Origin of the sequence: Oceanobacillus saliphilus (assembly GCF_023522835.1) — a bacterium.
GTDB lineage: Bacteria > Bacillota > Bacilli > Bacillales > Amphibacillaceae > Oceanobacillus > Oceanobacillus saliphilus.
On record NZ_JALCZU010000121.1, the window covers coordinates 1 to 272 of the forward strand.

At 49.6% G+C, this 272-nt stretch carries 1 protein-coding gene; it reads right to left on the reverse strand.

The features are described 5' to 3' along the window. On the reverse strand, positions 1-227 hold a 227-nt coding region (locus MN204_RS20660), incomplete at its 3' end, for an ATP-binding cassette domain-containing protein (protein WP_249872932.1). Positions 228-272: the final 45 nt, after the last annotated feature.

The window sequence follows — 272 nt, forward strand, 5'->3', positions numbered from 1 at the left end:
TCTGGCTTTGTCGCTAGCGCACGTACAATCCCAACACGCTGTTGTTCTCCACCTGAGAGCTCATTTGGCATGCGATCCGCATATTGTTCTGCTGGCAACCCGACTCGATTCAACAGTTCGTACACGCGTTGTCGACGTTGTTCTAGCGGTACGCCAGCTGCTTCCAATTGAATACCGGCATTTTGAAAAATCGTCATATTAGGAAATAAGGCTGAGTTCTGGAGCACATAGCCAATCCCCCGACGTAGTTCAACCAAGTCGTACTCAATCGC